Genomic DNA, 18,879 nt, shown 5'->3' with positions numbered 1-18,879 from the left:
CTATAAATAGGAAGTTATAAAATAATGAATCATCGCAATACGTTAAATACGCGTTTATTACCGTTATCTATTTTGATCTCATCGCTGGTAGGTGCTTACGCGCAATATCTGTCGAACAGTGGTTACTATCTTAACAGCGTGCTGAAAACCAACCAGTTTAAGCAGAGCCTCAATGTGACATCGCAAAATAGCAATGCGACCGGTACAGCTAACTTCTCGGGTCTGGGACTGGCAGTAAAAGCCGGTAAACATATCAATGTTGATGCGTTATATGTTTCCCCTTATGTTGCTCTGAGCACCTTTAACGCAGGCAAAAGCCAATACAAATTGTCTAACGGCATGGAAGCGCAGAACCAAGGTTCACGTACTACAACCGGGACGCTCGGTATGAACACCGGTTATCGCTTGGTGTTGAATAAGGGTACAGAAATCAAGCCTTACGCTATCTTCTCGGTGGATCATGATCTGATGGCAAGTAACAAGGTAATGATTAACAACAAGATACTGGATAACGGCCTGAAAGGCACCCGTGCCAATGCAGGTTTGGGTATCAATGTAAACCTGACGTCTAATTTGTCTATCGGCTCTGAAGCTAAAGTCTCTAAAGGCAAAAACATTGCCACTCCGATGACCATTAATATGGGTGTCGCTTATACCTTCTAAACCACAGGATAAGTTCTTCATGTAGCAATGAGAATAATGTGTCATAAAAAGGGAGCCACTGCGGCTCCCTTTCCTATACCCAAAATCACTGGACTTGAGGTTACAGCCGCCAATTAATGGCTGGTTGACGGGATCGCATTTCTCAGCCAACTGCCCCACTTACGCTGATAAAACGCTTGAGTATGGGTCATCAGATAGTGGCTTACACCGCGCTCCGTCTCACTGACCAGGCAAAAATCCACCGGACCCTCATCTGGTGCGAGGTCACTGGCCACATTACCGGCCTCTTGAATCAGTTGGTCAATCTCATCTGCTGTGCCATCCACTTCCAGCCCAACCAATAAGTTAGGCTGTTCATCAACACTCTTATCATGCATCAGCGCCAGGAAAGCTCGCCGCACCGGTTTACGCTGACTGAACAACTGGATCAGTGCATCGACCATTGCCGCCGGATACTCTTCCGGTTGGCCCAGTAGGATTTGGCTCTCTTTATCCACCATCATCTCAGCCGATTGGGTTAACCCGCCGTTTTCCAGTAGCATCGCCACTTCTTGCGGCCAGAACTCTTTACCGTGCTCAGATTTCGGGTTCAAAAACAGATGTTCACCTTGGGTCATTTCAAATAGCACCCGTACCGGCATGGCGACAAAAGGTTGTTTTTCTCGATCAATGGCGTCAGTTTCGGCCATATCCAGCGCCTGCTGTAACACCTCTACCGAGGTGAAAAAAGGAATGACAGACTCGCCGTCCTGCTTTTCCCAATGCAGAATATTCACCCCATTGCCTGTCGTGAAGGTCATTTCATCCTCCTTATCGCCCTGTTCTGAACCTTCCACTAGCACCAAAATAGTGGCATCCAACAACGCGCGGAAAAAGGCAGTGCGATGAATTGACTCCGTCGCCGCCAGCTTTAGCAAGGACTCCAGACTTTGGTCATCGTCATGATGATCGTGGTTATCATCGGGGGACTGCGGCAAACTCATGCTCTACTCCAGAGAAATATATTACAAAGGTCAATGAGAGCGAGGGCAGGCGGAAGAGTAAAGCGTCCGCGCCAGGGATGGCGCGGCTCGAGCCTCCAGGGAGGCTTTTTTCTTCAACGAGAATACGGCGTCTTTACGATCTGCCTGTTCTCACTCCCCTTCATTCATCAAACTTACTGTTTAGCTTTCGCCATCAGCAAATTGGCAATAGTGCGCACACCTAAACCTGTCGCACCAGCCGACCATTGCTCAACCGCACTTTTACGGTAGGTGGCAGAGCAGTCAATATGCAGCCAGCCTTGCTGATAATTTTTCACAAAGTGCGACAAGAATGCAGCAGCAGTGCTGGCACCCGCGCTGTAAGCGGCACCCGCCACATTATTCAACTCGGCAAAGTTGGATGGCAATTGGCTACGGTGGAATTCAGCCAACGGCAAACGCCAGAAAGGCTCATGCTCGCTTTTCGCACTGCTCAACAACTGTTGTGCCAGCTCATCATCAAAACTGAACAGAGCATGGTAATCATTACCCAACGCCGTTTTCGCCGCACCCGTTAAGGTGGCAGCATCGATAATCAACGGTGCCTTCTGCTCTGAAGCGTCTATCAAACCATCGGCCAGTACCAAGCGCCCTTCAGCATCGGTATTCATAATTTCTACCGTTTTGCCATTGCGGTAACGGATAATATCACCCAGCTTAAAGGCATTACCGCTAACCATATTGTCGGCGCAACACAGATACAGTTTCACACGTTCTTTTAGCCCACGGGCCGCCGCCAGCGCTAAGGCACCGGTCACCGTTGCTGCACCGCCCATGTCGGATTTCATTGAATCCATAAATGCACTCTGTTTCAGGCTATAGCCACCTGAATCAAAAGTGATCCCTTTGCCCACCAGACAAGCCATTACTGGCGCATCCGGATTGCCGGTTGGGTTATAGTCCAACGCTAATAGCACCGGTGCCCGATCAGATCCACGGCCGACGGTATAAATCCCAGCATAGCCTTGCTCGCGTAGATCGTCACCTTTAGTAATACGGTAACTAACCGCATCGGTGGATACAGCACACATTAAGTCAATGGCATTTTTAGCCAGTTGCTCCGGGCCTAAGTCTTCTGCCGGTGCGTTAATGGTGTCGCGCACCCAATCGATAATTTTAATACGGTGTTCCAGCTCGGTTTTTTCGTTCGCTGGCAGTTCTGCCCACGCCACGCTGCGCTGGCCTTTTGGCCCACGGAACCCTTGCCAGAACGCCCAGCTTTGTTCCAGACCCCAGCCCTCACCGGCCAGTTTTACTTGCTTAATACCTTGCCCGTCTATTTTGCGGGCAGCACGTTGAATTGCACCTAATTCGCTTTTACCCGTTAGGTGGATAGTCATCCCCTCGCCATCGGAACTTAACAGGGCTTTCTCGCCCCAGCGGGCATCTGCCGGATCCTGAGATAGGGATACTTGCATTATTTCGGTTGTCATGTACTACCTCTTCATTATTATTTTTTGCTGTTATTCAGCTGGTTATACGCGACACTGTGTTAGCCGCGGCGGATCAAAACCTTCTTTTCTAAAAACAAAATGTCTTACTCTACAACCTACTGTTCTTTATAAGGTAACAGATATTAGTTAACAAATAGAAAAAAGGGCCGCTTATGCGACCCTACTATACTCACTCAAATTCATCTAGCCAGACCAGCAAGATAGCTTCCAGCACTTTTTCATTCGATCCCTGCGGGGAGTCGTCAAACCCTTCTAAATCGCAAATCCATTGGTGCATATCGGTAAAACGCACCGTCTTGGGATCCGTATCCGGGAATTGCTCGTAAAGCGCTTCGCCGATCTCGCGGGTATCTTGCCAGGTTAAGCTCATATCAATGCTCTCTTGCATGATTAATGGTATAACGCGGGAACTCGACCACTAAATCTTCGTCGGTTACTTTGGCCTGGCAGCTTAGCCGGCTTTCTGGCTCTAGCCCCCAGGCTTTGTCCAGCATGTCATCTTCCAGTTCACTGCTTTCTGGCAGCGAGTCAAACCCTTCACGCACTACACAGTGGCAAGTGGTACAAGCACAGGATTTCTCACAGGCGTGCTCGATGTCGATACCATTGCGCAACGCAACGTCCAGTATAGTCTCACCTTGGATTGCTTCCAGTACTGCGCCATCCGGGCAAAGGTCTTTATGGGGCAGAAATACTATTTTAGGCATGATTAAACCTCATCCACTGAATGGCCAGCCAAAGCACGGCGAATGGAAGCATCCATCCGGCGCGCGGCAAAATCTTGCGTTTGGGCATCTAACGCTTTGATCGCAGCTTCGATTGCGTGTGGGTCAGTGCCCTGCATCTGCTGCTGTAATAACGCTATCGCTTGAGCAATAGCGGTACTTTCTTGCTCACTGAGTAATGCTGCGTCTTGTGCCAATGCGCCTTGTAAACTCTCCAGCACACGGGATGCCTCGACCTGTTGCTCCGCCAACTTACGCGCACTGACATCACGTTGCGCATTCGCCATCGAATCTTTAATCATGTGGGCAATTTCATCATCGGACAGCCCATAAGACGGCTTAACCTGAATCGATGCCTCAACGCCGCTGGATTTCTCCATCGCGGTGACACTCAATAAACCATCCGCATCCACCTGGAAAGTGACACGGATATGTGCCCCGCCCGCAGGCAGTGGCGGTAGGCCACGTAAGGTGAAACGAGCTAAGGAACGGCAATCCTGCACCAGTTCACGCTCACCTTGCAGCACGTGGATGGTCATCGCGCTCTGCCCATCTTTAAAGGTGGTGAATTCTTGCGCACGGGCCACGGGAATGGTGGTATTGCGCGGAATGACTTTCTCCACCAGCCCGCCCATGGTTTCCAACCCTAATGAGAGCGGGATAACATCAAGCAGCAGCATGTCACTGTCTGGCTTATTTCCCACCAGAATATCAGCCTGGATCGCAGCACCGATGGCGACAACCTTATCCGGATCAATCGAGGTCAGTGGCGTATGGCCAAAGAATTGCCCTACTTGCTCGCGCACCAATGGCACACGGGTCGATCCCCCGACCATGACCACTTCCAGAACGTCTTCAGGTGTAACTCCCGCATCTTTCAATGCGCGGCGGCAGGCCATTAATGTCCGTTTGATTAACGACGTAATCAGAGCTTCAAACTGTGTACGCGTGATTTGCCCCTGCCAGCCCGCAACCGTGACATCAACAACCTCAGCATCACTCAAGGCAATCTTGGCGGCGATTGCCGCATCAAGTAACTGCCGCTGAATACCATGGTCATCACGGGAATCAATACTCGCTTGCTCACGCAGCCAATCAGCCAATAAATGGTCAAAATCATCGCCCCCCAGTGCAGAGTCACCGCCTGTTGCCAGCACCTCAAACACACCACGGCTTAGCCGAAGGATGGAAATATCGAATGTGCCCCCCCCCAAGTCATAAACCGCGATCACCCCTTCCTGACCTGAATCCAGACCATAGGCAATAGCGGCTGCGGTCGGCTCATTAAGCAAACGTAAAACATGCAACCCCGCCAAACGCGCGGCATCTTTGGTACCCTGACGCTGAGCATCATCAAAATAAGCCGGAACGGTGATCACCACGCCGTCCAGACTCCCTTCCAGCGCGGCTTGCGCTCGTTGTGACAAGACTTTGAGGATATCCGCAGACACTTGAACCGGATTGACCCACCCGGCGGCAGTCTGGATCATCGGCAAGCCGTTTTCGCTGGGCTGGAATTGATAAGGCAGATTAGGATAACGCTGTACGATATCCGCCAAAGAACGGCCCATCATACGTTTGATTGAACTGACGGTATTTACCGGATCCAATGCGGCCAGACTGCGCGCATTCCAACCGACATCAATACTATCTTGTTGATAATGAACCACTGAGGGCAAAAGATCCCGCTGTTGCTCATCTGCCAGCGTTTGCGCTTTACCGCTGCGCACTGTGGCTACCAATGAATTGGTGGTACCTAAATCTATCCCTGCGGCCAGCCGACGTTGATGCGGTGGGGCAGTTAAACCAGGCTCACTAATTTGTAATAAGGCCATGTTGAGCTTCCATCAATCTATACTCGTCATACTTCAAGCTGCATATGCGTTAGCTGCATTCGTTACTCGGCCCATCCATGAGCCCCGCCTCGTTGAGGCCGCTGCGAACAGCGTACCTGCAACTCGAATTATTTAGAGTATATAAACCGTTAGTGACGCGCTCTAATAAGAAGTAGCTGAGCATTGCAGTCATCAATAAATTGAGTTTTATTTATTTTTATCAATCAGATGTAATGTTTCTTAGGCTATTAGGTCGTTAGGCAAAATCATCAAACAGACGGTCTTCCAACTGCTCGACCTGCTGTTGTAACTTATCCAGAAAACGTAATTTTCGCACCGTATCAGCCGCCACGCCCCACTGTTGTAGATCCAGTTGCTCAACCATCTGCTGACTGCGCGTTTTAGTCATCAAAGCCAGGCGGCTATTGAATTCAGCGAGCAGTGCTTCAGCATTGGGTTTACGCTCAATGGCATCAAGCTCTTCACGCAGCTCCAACTGTTCCATCAGAAACGCGGTATCGCGCATCGTGTGCTGTTCGTTGCCTAAATCAAAACCCTGCAAAGATAGCATATACTCGGCACGTTTTAACGGGTGTCTGAGGGTTTGATAAGCATCATTGATGGTTGCAGCCTGCTGTAGCGAAGCGAGACGCTCACGTTCAGGCTGAGTAGCAAAACGGTCGGGGTGAAACTGGCGTTGCAGTTCCTGATAGCGGCTAGTGAGTTGGTTGCCGTCTATCAGGTACTGAGCCGGTAGCCCGAACAAGGTAAAGTAATCCATAGCATGCTCTGGAAGTTGTCGTTATAGCTAAGGTGAGATCTATACAGCTCTCTTTTAACCCCAGAGAGCTGTATGAAGCATCAATTGCCTGAGGTAGAAACAAAAACAGGGGGTCAGACGTTAAAACTTTCGCCACATCCGCACTCACCGGAGACATTCGGATTGTTAAACTTAAAGCCTTCGTTCAGACCTTCTTTGACGAAATCCAGTTCGGTGCCGTCAAGATAGACCATGCTTTTGCCGTCGATGATCACTTTCACACCTTTGTCTTCAAAAACGATATCGTCATCGTTCGTTTCGTCAACAAATTCGAGTACATATGCCATACCGGAGCAGCCCGAGGTTCTTACCCCCAGGCGCAGACCCAAGCCTTTACCACGGTGATTTAAAAAGGCACTGACCCGTTGTGCAGCAACGTCGCTGATTGATATCGACATATAACAGCCTCAACTATGAAAACCAGCCCATATTCCTTTGGTGTATATCCGTGGATGATACTCAAGTGAAAATGAGCCAGTTATTAATAACCTATGTTACAACTACATGCTCACTGCTATTTGCTGGCAGTATGTTTGCTTTTGTAGTCGGCGATAGCAGCTTTAATGGCATCTTCAGCCAAAATTGAGCAGTGAATTTTGACTGGCGGTAACTCTAGCTCTTCTGCGATATGAGTATTCTTGATCGCTTCAGCTTGCTCGAGAGACTTGCCTTTCATCCATTCAGTGACCAAAGAGCTGGAGGCAATGGCAGAACCACAACCATAGGTTTTGAAACGCGCATCTTCAATGATACCGGCCTCGTTGACTTTGATTTGCAATTTCATGACATCACCACAAGCGGGTGCGCCAACCATGCCGCTACCAATGGTTGGGTCTGCATTGTCGAACGACCCGACGTTACGTGGGTTTTCGTAATGATCGATTACTTTTTCGCTGTAAGCCATGTGATTACTCCTGAGTCTTAACGTCTGGAATTAATGGTGAGACCATTCAATGCTGCTGATATCCACGCCCTGTTTGAACATATCCCACAACGGAGACAAGTCACGCAGACGGCCAATGGATTTACGCACCAGCGCAATGGCGTAGTCGATCTCTTCTTCAGTAGTGAAACGCCCCAGAGAGAAACGAATTGAACTGTGAGCCAGTTCGTCGTTCATCCCCAACGCCCGCAGCACGTAAGAAGGTTCCAAACTCGCAGAGGTACAGGCTGAACCCGATGAAACCGCCAAATCTTTCAGTGCCATGATAAGCGACTCACCTTCAACATAGTTGAAGCTGATGTTCAAAATGCCAGGTGCGCCATTCTCTAAATCGCCATTCAGGTAAACTTCTTCAATATCTTTAAGGCCATTCCACAAACGCAGGCGCAGTGAACGCAGGCGCGCAGCTTCGCTTTCCATCTCTTCTTTAGCGATACGGTAAGCTTCACCCATACCCGCTATCTGATGAACCGGTAAAGTCCCTGAACGCATGCCACGCTCATGACCCCCACCGTGCTGCTGAGCTTCAATGCGAATTCGTGGTTTACGGCGAACAAACAGTGCGCCAATGCCCATCGGTCCATACACTTTATGGGCAGAGAAGGACATCAGGTCAACTTTCAGTTTGCTCAGATCAATAGGTAATTTACCGACGCTTTGTGTCGCATCGACGTGGAAAATGATCCCGCGGCTACGGCACATTTCGCCGATTTCAGCGATATCCTGCACCACACCGATTTCATTATTCACGTGCATGATAGAAACCAGGATGGTGTCTGCACGCATGGCGGCTTCAAGCTGCTTCAGGTCGATAATACCGTTAGACTGGGGTGCCAGATAAGTCACTTCGAAACCTTCACGCTCCAGCTGGCGACAGGTATCCAACACCGCTTTATGTTCGGTTTTACAGGTGATGATGTGCTTGCCTTTCTTTTGATAGAAATTAGCCGCACCTTTTATTGCCAGGTTATCAGACTCAGTTGCACCGGAGGTGAAGACAATCTCGCGAGGGTCAGCACCTACCAGAGCAGCAATATCATTACGTGCAATATCAACAGCTTCTTCTGCCTGCCAACCAAACTTGTGGGAACGCGAGGCGGGGTTACCAAAAATACCGTCCAGAGTCAGATACTGCATCATTTTTTCAGCGACACGGGGATCTACCGGGGTTGTTGCTGCATAATCCAAGTAGATTGGTGTCTTTATTTTTGATTCGGTCATTGCTCTTATGCTCCGTACATCACTTCCAAAACGTAAAATTCCGCAGATTCTGCTTATGCGCGCAGATTAACGTTAATCGTCTCTTGCGGTCGGCCATTGGCCGTACGGCGCGTATCGTTGTTCTGACGATCCGCTACCTCTAGAATATCTTGATTATTAACCAATTCTGCCAGTGTAATGCTGTTGAGGAAGCTGCTAATGCGTTCGCTCAAATCACGCCACAAGGTATGAGTCAGGCAACGATCGCCCCCCTGACAACCTTCTTTACCCTGGCAGCGGGTGGCATCGACAGATTCGTCTACAGCAGTTATCACTGCACCTACCGCGATTGCTGATGCGTCTTTGCCCAGCAGGTAACCGCCCCCCGGACCACGAACGCTGGCAACTAAACCATTTTTGCGTAACCGTGAAAAAAGCTGTTCCAAGTAGGATAACGAAATCCCCTGACGTTCAGAAATATCGGCCAGAGGAACTGGCCCGTCATGGGAATGTAATGCCACATCGAGCATGGCGGTCACGGCATAACGGCCTTTGGATGTCAGTCTCATAGCTAAATTACCTGTTGGTGAAAACAAGCCAGAACTTTGACATACCTGAGTGTTTCAGTCAACTATTTAACCTAGTAATTTACTCAAGTATTATTCCCCTATTCCGCGTCAATAATATGGCGTAGTTTTTATAATAACCAATTGATATAACGCATTAATTTTTGTTGCCTGGCTCAGTATCACCCACACCACGCTGTGGGTATTTATCCTGTTTTTCGATGGATGTCAGCATACCACGCAGGATATTCAGCTCCTGAGCCTCTGGCCGTGCGCGGGTAAATAAGCGGCGCAACTTGCTCATAATCTGGCCTGGATGTGCCTGACGGATAAAACCGGAATGAGACAAAACCTGCTCCAGATGCAGATAGAAACGCTCCAGATCATCCACTAATGGATAAGGCGCTTCCTCTTCTTCAATTACCGGTGCCGCCGCCTGTTGTCTGTCAAGGAATGCCACTCGCACTTCATAGGCTAAAATTTGAACTGCCATCGCCAAATTCAGTGAGCTATATTCCGGGTTTGCCGGAATAGCGACATGATAGTGGCATTTTTGTAGCTCATCGTTAGTCAGGCCCACTCGCTCACGGCCAAATACCAGTGCCACCGGTGCATGTTCTGCTTCGCGTGTGCTGCGCACCCCACATTCACGCGGCTCTAACATTGGCCACGGCAACGTACGGGAACGGGCGCTGGTGCCAACCACCAGATTGCACCCAGCCAGTGCTTCATCCAAAGTATCGACAATGGTGGCATTACCAATGACATCACTTGCGCCTGCAGATAACGCAATGGCCTGAGAATCTGGTTTTACTAAAGGATTAACCAGATATAAATTGGTTAATCCCATTGTTTTCATGGCCCTGGCTGTCGAACCCATATTGCCGGTGTGCGAAGTTTCAACCAAAACGATACGAATATTGTGTAGCATACAAACTCTGAGGGTAACGGGGAATTGCCATATCTTAACACAGACATATACCCAAGCTACTTCGAGATGCAGGGTGGTATAGGCATTTATCCGATCCCCTGCTATACTACGCGCCGTTTCTCGTTCTTTAACATCCTAGTGGAAGATACCCATGCATCCGATGCTGACTATCGCCATACGCGCTGCGCGTAAGGCCGGTAACCTGATTGCCAAAAATTATGAAACCCCAGACGCTGTCGAAGCGAGCCAAAAAGGCACTAACGACTTTGTTACTAATGTAGACCGCGATTCTGAGCGCCTGATTGTTGAGGTCATCCGTAAATCTTATCCGAAACACACCATTATTGGTGAAGAGTGTGGTGAGTTGCTTGGCGAAGACGACGATGTACAATGGGTTATTGATCCGCTGGATGGCACTTCCAACTTCATCAAACGTCTCCCTCATTTCGCGGTTTCTATCGCGGTACGCATCAAAGGCCGTACCGAAGTTGCAGTGGTTTATGACCCAATGCGTAACGAATTATTTACAGCCAGCCGGGGTCAAGGCGCTCAATTAAACGGCTATCGTCTGCGTGGCACCAACGCCAAAGATTTAGACGGCACCATTTTGGCAACGGGCTTTCCATTCAAAGTAAAACAACACGCCCCGGCTTATCTGCGCGTAGTAGGTAAACTTTTTGAACAATGTGCTGACTTCCGTCGCACCGGTTCAGCGGCACTGGATCTGGCTTATGTCGCCGCAGGTCGCGTCGATGGTTTCTTTGAAATTGGCCTGAAGCCATGGGATTTTGCCGGTGGCGAGCTTTTGGTTCGTGAATCTGGCGGGATCGTAACTGACTTTGCCGGTGGCCATAACCATTTCAGCTCTGGCAATATCGTGGCAGGTAATCCACGTATTGTGAAATCTATCATTCAGGCCATCATACAAGCTGAAGTGAGTGATGCCTTGAAGCGTTAATTCCATACGAATGACAGTTTCATACAAAAAAGCCAGTCTGGGTTAACCGACTGGCTTTTTTATTACTAAATTCAATGACTAAATGGCCGGCTCCCCCCCATCATTTCCGGCTGGCTAGACAGATAAAGCAGCACACCGGCAAACAGCAAAATAACGCCACCCGTCAATGCCAACGTTGCCCAGGCTATCGCCCCCCAAGCCGCAGGTGCCCGCTTACGGCTTAAATGCACCGCCAGCCTTCGTGCATAATGAACCAACAGTGCCAGTAGCGAGATGGTCAATGAGGTGCCGATTGCCATGGCTATGGCCGACAAAATACCCCACCAGTAAACCCCAATCACTTTGGCAAACAGCAACACCATAATCGCGCCGGAACAAGGCCGCATCCCCATCGCCAGCACAATCGCCAACCGGGTACGCCAGTCATCACCGGCTTGTAGCTCTTGAGCATTAGGCAGATGGCGATGCCCACAGCCGCAGTCGTCACTGTGGATAGAATAGGCAGCTAAAGGTGGTATCCGCTGGATGGTGATTTTCCGAGGTTTTAGCGCTTTTACCTGCTGATAAAGGCGCTTTATGGCGCGGAAACAAAGCAGAATACCTAGCGCGATAACCAGCAAGAAACTCCCTTTCTCCAGCCAGAAACTACTTTGATGCAGATAACGGGATGAGAGTTGCAATACTCCCAGCAACAGCGTGACCAGTAAGATTGCCACCCCACCTTGCAGTATTGAGGCCGCAAAGGTCAGCTTCAGGCTGCCTCTTAACTGTGCCGGATGGGTTGCCAAATAAGTGACAATCACCACTTTGCCATGGCCTGGCCCTACCGCATGTAGCACGCCATAAATCAGGCTGAACATCATCAGTGCCAATCCGGCCTGATGAGGATTAGCTTTAACCTGTTGCAGCAACTGAGCCATCTGCTGATGCATACTTTTCTGCCATACCACGGTCTTGAAAAATAGCTCAGGCCAATAAAGCCATGCAGCCTGCGCAGCACCGGCCAGAAGCAATAAAAACAGCAATAGTGGCCATAAATTTATCAGCCAGTGCCTGTGGCGTGAACCCGCAGTGATGCCTACTGACATTGCACCGTTACCCGTTGGGCAAATTGTTTTCCAAGGTCCATGTCTTCTCCTGGTGAATCATTTTTATCCAATGACAATGCATAAGCCTGTAGTGAACTATTGGGATTAGGGGTAAATAAGGTTAATTTGCAGCTTTTTTCCATTTCAGCCGATAACCTTATTGCCTTGTTACCGGCATAGGTCATATCCACAAAATAGGTAGGATCGTAAGTTGAGATAATAAAAGGCTTACCCACCAGCGGTGGGGGTTCTGCCAGTGGCATAACAAACTCTAAAACCGCCTGATGTCCCTTACGCGACAAATGGTATTCTGTTGGTAAGTTTTTATATTTCACTGGCTTACCATCACGGTAGAGATCGGTGAAATAATGCTGTCCCAGTACATTCGCCATCACTTGGGCTGCCAGCTTTTTCCAGATTTCAGCGTCACTTTTGGCATTTTCTGCGTCATACAGCAGATCAGCTGAGGTTATTTCATCCATCGTCCATACCATTTTTATCCCTGTCAGGGTCTGTTTTTCACTCACAAAAGTGGCATCCATATCAATAAAACTGTGCGGATGAGCTTGCGACAACTGGCTATAAACCATAGTTCCCCCCGCTAATAGCATGGCCATCAGTCGGCTAATCATACCTAATTTGTTATAACATATGCTGCATTCATCAATCCTTAGATATTCCACGCTAGTTGTGACCTAAGTTGTAAGTCGATGTAAAACCCAGCAAACCGAATAGAATCTCTTTTGCTATGCTTAAGTCTGATAAACAACCATGAATCCATCACAGAAGGTTATACACGCTTGGACACTTTCCCTGTGCCCCAGTTATCCCATCAAGCGCTATCCGTACAACAACGACACTGTCATCTGGTACTGATACTGTTTATGCCAGCACCCAGAATACAACTGGAGATTATCAGCCAATTCAATGGGGTCGAACTCCCAACTACTCGGCAAGATATAGCCGAGGTTGCTAATGAAATCCAGCGTTTCTACCATTTGCAGCTCAGTACCAATAGCGATAATAGTTGTCTGATTCACGGCAGTCATCTGGACAAAAGGCTCTGCCTGATCCATTGGCTACGGCGTGGGTTGCGCTATTGCCCACATTTTGTGGAGAGCCAGTTTGCCCCCTGCTTATATCAGGCACTGTCATGGGATGACAGCGTGCTACCGCTGCATTTACCGCGGATAGTTAGCCAATGTGAACCCCATCTTAATCGGCAGCTCAATGAAAAAGATCGCCAGTTTTTGCAATTGTATTTGGCTTATTGCGCTTGGGACAACCAGCAGCAAACCTCGCCAGAGTTATCACTCACTCAGCAGCAGTGGTTAGAACGCAAACCCGCGCTGGCGGCGGCTGACAGCTTATTTGACTCATTTAATCCGCTGTTAGGTAATTCACTACCCGGTGATCCGCTGAATAAAATTGAGCGAGATATGCTAATCCTAATGCTGACGATGATTAAGGCACACAGTTATTACAGCAACCAATCAGCAGAAGATAACCGCCTAATCGACGCTATTAACCAGTTAATCGCACATTTTCAGCAATTTTCCGGCATGACACTTAGCAGTAATGAGGCGCTGATAAGCCAACTTTTTGCCCATCTAGCCCCCGCGATTGAGCGCTGCTATTTTAACATTGGTATTGATAATTCATTGCTGGAGGAAGTCACCCATAAATACCCACGGCTGTTACGCACCACCCAACAAGCGCTGCTAGCTTTTGAACAGGAATATCAGATTCAATTTTCTAGCGATGAAGTTGGCTTGATTGCGATTAGCTTTGGCGCCTGGCTGATGCAGGAAAATGCATTACAAGAAAAGCAGATTTTACTGCTGACGCGGAATAATCCGCAATTGGAACAACAAGTGGAACAACAGGTTCGTGAGTTAACCCTATTGCCGTTGCATATTAAATATTTGCCTCATGACGTTTATCTGCAATCCGGTGCCCCAGCCGGTACTGCGGTGGTGCTCACACCTTATGCCGTGCGGCAACCTGAATCAACGCCGCCATTGATTCAGGTGTTATTACCGCTGACTGAGCAACAAAACAAGCAGTTACGCCGTATATTGGAATTGCCTTAACCGGTTAACTCTTCCTGATTTGGCACCACCCGAGGGCGGATAAACAACGCAGGGATCACAATCAACGCCATAACCCAGAATACCCCGCCCCGGAAATGCTCGAACAGGAAGCCGGATATTACCGTCATTACCGCAATCCCTCCCCCCATCGCCAGCGCAGAATAAACCGATTGCAAGCGGATCACATCGGCCCCACGCCGGGCGGCAATAAAACGCATCGCCGCCAGATGGCAAACAGTAAAGGATCCGCAATGCAGAATTTGGATCAAGATTAGCCACGGCAGCTCGGTAGTCGAAGCCATCAAGCTCCAGCGGATAATCCCGGTGACAGCGGAAAGCAGCAACAAACTGCGGGCAGTCCAACGGCGAAATAGCACATTGCTAAAGGCAAAAACCACAATTTCGGCCACCACGCCCAACGACCATAAGTAACCTATCGTCGCTGCAGAATAGCCTGCATCTTGCCAGTAAATAGAGCTGAAGCTGTAATAACCGGCGTGCGCGCCTTGTAATAACGTCACGCAGAGCAAAAAGCGCCACACCTGCGGCTCAGACAGCAACACCTTCCAGTCGGTTGCGGCCACATTACGGTGTTTAACCTCACCCTGTGGCATCACACTGGGTTTCAGCAGTGAGCCAAGTAACATGGCTGAGGCACCCAGAATCAGGCTATAAAGAATGGCGGGATGGCCCCAAATGGATACCAGTTTACCGGTCAATGCTGATCCGATAACAAAGGCCAATGACCCCCATAGCCGGACTTTGCCGTAATCCATCGTTATCTGTTTCTGCCAGGTGGCAGCCAGTGCATCGGTCAGGGGTACCAATGGGCCAAAAAACAGGTTAAAACCCGCGATAATCACCATCAACCAAGCCCAGCCATTACCAAACCAGAAGCCGACTGCGAACGCCAGTGCCAGCAACGCTAAAATACGGATCGCGGTGACCAGATGGGAAGGATCTTTGACACTGGGGGCAATAATCAAGCTGCCGAGAAAGCGAGAAATTAATCCGGCCCCCAGCAAAATACCGATGGTTTCAGGTGGTATCCCTTCCCCTTGTAACCAGATGCCCCAGAAAGGCAGAAATATGCCATAAGAAAAGAAATAGGTGAAATAGCTGAGCGACAGCCAACGCGTTGATTGCAATACCATGAATCCCTCCGAGGTCAGCCCGTCACTGTGACAGAGGCCCCGTCTGCTAGCAACTTTGCAATTATGCAAACATAGAGTTTGGGATGGAGTTCACATTTAAACCGCGTGAATAACAAAATACCAACAGCAACTCACTCGGCACACACGTAAAAAAACCGCATTTCGCGGGTTTGAGGCCAATGACAAAGTGCTCTGAGCGGTGACAACAGGCAGATCGTAAAGACGCCGTGAATACATCCATGTAGGCTCGAGCCGCGCCATCCCTGGCGCGGACGCTTTACTCTTCTGCCCGCCCTCACCTCGCAAGATCGAGCCGTCGAGGTTTGTCAGCAGCCTGAAACCCGCATTTCGCGGGTTTTCATCAGGTTAAAGCAAATCCGACGATATTATGCGTAAACCGGTAAACGGGCGCAGATATCCAGTACTTTTTGCTTCACACGTTCGATGGTGGCTTCGTCGTTGATGTTATCTAACACATCACACATCCAGCCAGCCAGTTCACGAGATTCTGCTTCTTTGAAACCACGACGGGTAATCGCCGGGCTACCGATACGCACACCCGAAGTCACAAACGGGCTTTTCGGATCATTCGGTACGCTGTTTTTATTCACGGTAATATTAGCGCGGCCCAAAGCGGCATCAGCATCTTTACCGGTGATGTTTTTATCCACCAGATCCAACAAGAACAGGTGGTTTTCTGTACCGCCAGAAACCACTTTGTAGCCACGTTCCAGGAACACAGACACCATCGCTTTGGCATTTTTAACCACTTGCTGCTGGTAAATCTTGAACTCAGGCTCCATGGCTTCTTTTAGTGCTACCGCTTTACCCGCAATAACATGCATCAATGGGCCACCCTGGTTGCCAGGGAAGACTGAAGAGTTCAGCTTTTTGTACAGTTCTTCATCACCGCCTTTTGCCAAAATCAGACCGCCGCGTGGGCCAGCCAGTGTTTTGTGCGTGGTGGTGGTAACGATATGGGCATGTGGAACTGGGTTAGGGTATACGCCAGCAGCAACCAGACCGGCTACGTGGGCCATATCCACAAAGAACCATGCGCCGATACTGTCTGCGATTTCACGCATTTTTGCCCAATCAACAATACCGGAATAGGCAGAGAAGCCACCGATGATCATTTTTGGTTTATGTTCTGCGGCCTGGCGTGCCATATCTTCATAGTCAATCTGGCCCGATTCGTCGATCCCGTAAGGCACGATATTGTACAGTTTACCGGAGAAGTTAACCGGTGAGCCGTGGGTCAGATGGCCGCCATGCGCCAGGTTCATCCCTAATACCGTGTCACCCGGTTTCAGCAAAGCTGAGTAAACCGCGACGTTAGCTTGTGAACCGGAATGCGGTTGAACGTTGGCGTAATCGGCACCGAACAAGGCTTTAGCGCGGTCAATGGCCAATTGCTCAACGACATCGACATACTCACAACCACCGTAGTAACGCTTGCCCGGATAGCCTTCAGCATATTTGTTCGTCAATTGAGAACCTTGTGCCTGCATAACACGCGGGCTGGTGTAGTTCTCAGAAGCAATCAGCTCGATGTGCTCTTCCTGGCGCACCACTTCTTGCTCCATTGCACGCCATAGATCTGCATCATAATCGGCAATGTTCATTTCACGCTTTAACATCCGGCTCTCCTGACTTAGCTAACTAAATATACCTGGGGGTCACCCGTTTGGGTTCTGGCACACAGTGTAAACTGTTTCCCCCCCGTTAAGATAGGTCTTGACAGAGGTTTTTACGCAAACGATTGGCTTCAGATGGCGTAAGGCTTTGACCTGTTCAAAGTTCATCCTACACAGCGGAATTATCCTCATATTCATTATGTGATTTTTTCACTTTCGGTGAATTGATACGCTGAAATAATCCCTTATGAGCGGAATGTGCATTTACAAATTAGTGGGCAATATATAAGATGTATTTAAAATACATCTATTAGAATGCAGATTATTAAATCGATAGGAGCACACTATGCTGGATAGCCAAACCATCGCCACCGTTCAATCTACCATCCCGTTACTTGCCGCCACCGGTTCCAAACTGACCGCACATTTCTACGATCGCATGTTCAAACACAACCCCGAACTCAAGCATATTTTCAACATGAGCAATCAGCTCAATGGCGATCAGCGTGAAGCGCTATTCAACGCTATTTGCGCCTATGCCGCCAATCTTGAGAATCTGGCCACGTTGTTACCTGCGGTTGAACGCATTGCCCAAAAACACGTCAGTCTGAATATTCAACCAGAACATTACCCCATCGTCGGCCACCATCTGATATGCACGCTGGATGAACTGCTCTCACCGGGTCAGGAAGTGTTAGATGCCTGGGGTAAAGCCTACGGAGTGCTGGCTGATGTCTTTATTCAGCGGGAAAGCCAAATTTATCAACAAAGTGAAAATGGAGTTGGCGGCTGGCGAACCTTGCGCCGTTTCCGCATCATTAAAAAAGAGATGCAGAGCGAAGTCATTTGTAGCTTTGTATTAGCACCGGAAGATGGCGGGCGAGTATTAGATTTCAAGCCAGGCCAATATCTGGGTATTTATATCGAAGATGAACGACTGGAATATCAGGAAATACGCCAATATTCCCTGACGGCTGCACCAAACGGTAAGACTTACCGCATCGCAGTGAAACGTGAAGAACAAGGCACGGTTTCTAATTACCTGCACCAACAACTGAACGAAGGGGACAGTGTGCGTATTGCCCCTCCTCGTGGTGATTTCTTCCTGGATATCTCACCGGACACGCCAGTGGCATTGATTTCCGCTGGCGTTGGCCAGACCCCGATGTTAAGTATGCTCAACTCGCTAAATAGCCAACAACATGCCGCCCCAATACATTGGCTGCATGCGGCTGAGAATGGGCGGGTACATGCTTTCGCCGAAGAAGTCGCCACTATTGCAGAAAATCTGCCGAATCTCAGTCGCCATGTGTGGTATCGCGAACCCACCGTCGAGGATAACCAGGGTGAGGATTATCATAGTAAAGGGTTGATGGACCTCAGTTCGCATCAGTGGCTGGCGGCAGATCCCGATAGACATTATTATTTCTGTGGCCCACTGGCATTTATGCAGTTTGCGGGCCGTCAATTATTAGCGCAAGGGGTGGCCTCTGAGCGCATTCATTATGAATGTTTCGGCCCGCATAAAGTGATTTAGTGATTGAGTTATATTCAATTTATCGTGGGGAGGTCTCTGGCCTCCTCCGCGTTTCCACGTCAGAAAGTCCTTCTACTTATTGTGGCTAAATTTGGTAGAACCAGATATCAATCTCATATATCCTGACTTAATATTGCCGCGATGAGGCATTCAAACGAATGTCTGAATATTCATATAACTGAAAATGAATAACGTGGCTAAATTATCCCCTTACTATTTATTACCCGGTAACGCGTTTATCCCCCAATAACGT

At 49.0% G+C, this 18,879-nt stretch carries 18 protein-coding genes and 1 pseudogene; 4 read left to right on the top strand and 15 right to left on the bottom strand.

Annotation, left to right across the window (positions count from 1 at the left end; genetic code table 11):
• Positions 1-78: 78 nt before the first annotated feature.
• Positions 79-663: pseudogene (locus AEP37_RS00315) on the top strand (autotransporter outer membrane beta-barrel domain-containing protein); the annotation flags it as partial.
• 113 nt (positions 664-776) lie between these two features.
• Here the strand turns inward: AEP37_RS00315 and sseB are convergent.
• The 11 genes from sseB to trmJ form a co-directional block, all read right to left on the bottom strand.
• The gene (gene sseB / locus AEP37_RS00310; protein WP_049608122.1) at positions 777-1,646 is read right to left on the bottom strand and encodes an enhanced serine sensitivity protein SseB; all 870 of its coding nucleotides are present in this window, start codon (positions 1,644-1,646) and stop codon (positions 777-779) included.
• Between the two features lie 173 nt (positions 1,647-1,819).
• Positions 1,820-3,118, bottom strand: a complete 1,299-nt coding sequence (pepB, locus tag AEP37_RS00305) for an aminopeptidase PepB (protein ID WP_049608120.1) — start codon at positions 3,116-3,118, stop codon at positions 1,820-1,822.
• A 190-nt stretch (positions 3,119-3,308) separates the two neighbouring features.
• Entirely contained in the window at positions 3,309-3,509 is a 201-nt protein-coding gene (iscX, locus tag AEP37_RS00300) for a Fe-S cluster assembly protein IscX (RefSeq protein ID WP_049608117.1), read from the bottom strand.
• A 1-nt stretch (position 3,510) separates the two neighbouring features.
• Positions 3,511-3,846, bottom strand: coding sequence for an ISC system 2Fe-2S type ferredoxin (fdx, locus tag AEP37_RS00295; RefSeq protein ID WP_049608114.1), 336 nt, complete (start codon positions 3,844-3,846; stop codon positions 3,511-3,513).
• A 2-nt stretch (positions 3,847-3,848) separates the two neighbouring features.
• Positions 3,849-5,699, bottom strand: coding sequence for a Fe-S protein assembly chaperone HscA (gene hscA, locus AEP37_RS00290; protein ID WP_049608112.1), 1,851 nt, complete (start codon positions 5,697-5,699; stop codon positions 3,849-3,851).
• 256 nt (positions 5,700-5,955) lie between these two features.
• The gene (gene hscB / locus AEP37_RS00285; protein WP_049608109.1) at positions 5,956-6,480 is read right to left on the bottom strand and encodes a co-chaperone HscB; all 525 of its coding nucleotides are present in this window, start codon (positions 6,478-6,480) and stop codon (positions 5,956-5,958) included.
• 113 nt (positions 6,481-6,593) lie between these two features.
• A complete protein-coding gene (iscA, locus tag AEP37_RS00280) occupies positions 6,594-6,917 on the bottom strand; it encodes an iron-sulfur cluster assembly protein IscA (RefSeq protein WP_049608106.1) in 324 nt (107 codons plus the stop codon).
• Between the two features lie 116 nt (positions 6,918-7,033).
• Positions 7,034-7,423 carry a Fe-S cluster assembly scaffold IscU gene (gene iscU / locus AEP37_RS00275; protein ID WP_049608103.1) on the bottom strand — a complete coding sequence of 130 codons (390 nt, stop codon included), beginning with the start codon at positions 7,421-7,423 and terminating at the stop codon, positions 7,034-7,036.
• A 30-nt stretch (positions 7,424-7,453) separates the two neighbouring features.
• Positions 7,454-8,668 (bottom strand): IscS subfamily cysteine desulfurase, encoded by a 1,215-nt coding sequence (locus AEP37_RS00270; protein WP_049608464.1) that lies wholly within the window; start codon positions 8,666-8,668, stop codon positions 7,454-7,456.
• Between the two features lie 68 nt (positions 8,669-8,736).
• A complete protein-coding gene (gene iscR, locus AEP37_RS00265) occupies positions 8,737-9,231 on the bottom strand; it encodes a Fe-S cluster assembly transcriptional regulator IscR (RefSeq protein WP_049608099.1) in 495 nt (164 codons plus the stop codon).
• A 154-nt stretch (positions 9,232-9,385) separates the two neighbouring features.
• Positions 9,386-10,159: a tRNA (cytosine(32)/uridine(32)-2'-O)-methyltransferase TrmJ gene (gene trmJ, locus AEP37_RS00260; RefSeq protein WP_049608095.1), complete on the bottom strand. Its 774-nt coding sequence runs from the start codon at positions 10,157-10,159 to the stop codon at positions 9,386-9,388.
• A gap of 151 nt (positions 10,160-10,310) precedes the next feature.
• Between trmJ and suhB the strand changes: the two genes are divergently transcribed.
• On the top strand, positions 10,311-11,117 hold the full coding sequence (suhB, locus tag AEP37_RS00255; RefSeq protein ID WP_049608092.1) for an inositol-1-monophosphatase: 807 nt from the start codon (positions 10,311-10,313) through the stop codon (positions 11,115-11,117).
• 71 nt (positions 11,118-11,188) lie between these two features.
• On the opposite strand, the gene AEP37_RS00250 is transcribed toward suhB, so the two are convergent.
• Together AEP37_RS00250 and AEP37_RS00245 are read right to left on the bottom strand one after the other, a co-directional pair.
• Positions 11,189-12,205, bottom strand: coding sequence for a nickel/cobalt transporter (locus AEP37_RS00250; RefSeq protein WP_049608089.1), 1,017 nt, complete (start codon positions 12,203-12,205; stop codon positions 11,189-11,191).
• Positions 12,196-12,837, bottom strand: coding sequence for a DUF1007 family protein (locus tag AEP37_RS00245; RefSeq protein WP_049608086.1), 642 nt, complete (start codon positions 12,835-12,837; stop codon positions 12,196-12,198). Before AEP37_RS00245 ends, AEP37_RS00250 begins: the two co-directional genes overlap by 10 nt.
• A gap of 183 nt (positions 12,838-13,020) precedes the next feature.
• Here AEP37_RS00245 and csiE point away from each other — a divergent pair, with 183 nt between their 5' ends.
• Complete coding sequence (gene csiE / locus AEP37_RS00240; protein ID WP_082170637.1) at positions 13,021-14,298, top strand: stationary phase inducible protein CsiE; 1,278 nt, start codon at positions 13,021-13,023, stop codon at positions 14,296-14,298.
• On the opposite strand, the gene AEP37_RS00235 is transcribed toward csiE, so the two are convergent.
• Both AEP37_RS00235 and glyA read right to left on the bottom strand, forming a co-directional pair.
• On the bottom strand, positions 14,295-15,452 hold the full coding sequence (locus AEP37_RS00235) for a 3-phenylpropionate MFS transporter (protein ID WP_049608082.1): 1,158 nt from the start codon (positions 15,450-15,452) through the stop codon (positions 14,295-14,297). The genes csiE and AEP37_RS00235 overlap by 4 nt on opposite strands.
• Before the next feature lie 386 nt (positions 15,453-15,838).
• Complete coding sequence (gene glyA / locus AEP37_RS00230) at positions 15,839-17,092, bottom strand: serine hydroxymethyltransferase (RefSeq protein ID WP_049608078.1); 1,254 nt, start codon at positions 17,090-17,092, stop codon at positions 15,839-15,841.
• Between the two features lie 343 nt (positions 17,093-17,435).
• Between glyA and hmpA the strand changes: the two genes are divergently transcribed.
• Positions 17,436-18,626: an NO-inducible flavohemoprotein gene (gene hmpA / locus AEP37_RS00225; protein ID WP_049608075.1), complete on the top strand. Its 1,191-nt coding sequence runs from the start codon at positions 17,436-17,438 to the stop codon at positions 18,624-18,626.
• Positions 18,627-18,879 lie beyond the last annotated feature (253 nt).

Source organism: Yersinia pekkanenii, assembly GCF_001152565.1.
Taxonomy (GTDB): domain Bacteria; phylum Pseudomonadota; class Gammaproteobacteria; order Enterobacterales; family Enterobacteriaceae; genus Yersinia; species Yersinia pekkanenii.
Note: the sequence above shows the minus strand (reverse complement) of the source record. Positions and strands in the feature narration are given on the sequence as shown.